The sequence below is a fragment of the Streptococcus suis genome (genome assembly GCF_002964045.1).
Lineage (GTDB): Bacteria > Bacillota > Bacilli > Lactobacillales > Streptococcaceae > Streptococcus > Streptococcus suis_U.
Map to the genome: position 1 here is coordinate 1 of NZ_POPB01000119.1, position 290 is coordinate 290.

Annotated in this window: 1 protein-coding gene; it reads right to left on the reverse strand. The window is 36.2% G+C overall.

Annotated elements, in window-relative coordinates:
• Nucleotides 1–290: VTC domain-containing protein (locus C1E99_RS00520; protein WP_153060123.1), on the reverse strand; the 290-nt coding region annotated here is incomplete at both ends.

Sequence of the window (290 nt, forward strand, 5' to 3'; positions counted from 1 at the left end):
TGTCTTCGATTCCTTTATAGGATACGCGATCGTAGTAGATATACATCTTCGGCTTAATAGTACCATAGCGTTCTCTCAACATTTCGAGTTCTGAGGTTACCTTATCATCCTTAATTGTGGAATCAATCACTCCATTTTCGATATAGTTTGTTACAGAAACAGGGTTTGAGGTTAAACGGTATTTATAGCCAATTTTATTTTCTTTTTTCTTGATTTCAAGAAAAGCTTGACTTGATTCAGATGGTGTCGCATCATAGACACGCATCCGAATTTTCTCACGTCCATTCTTT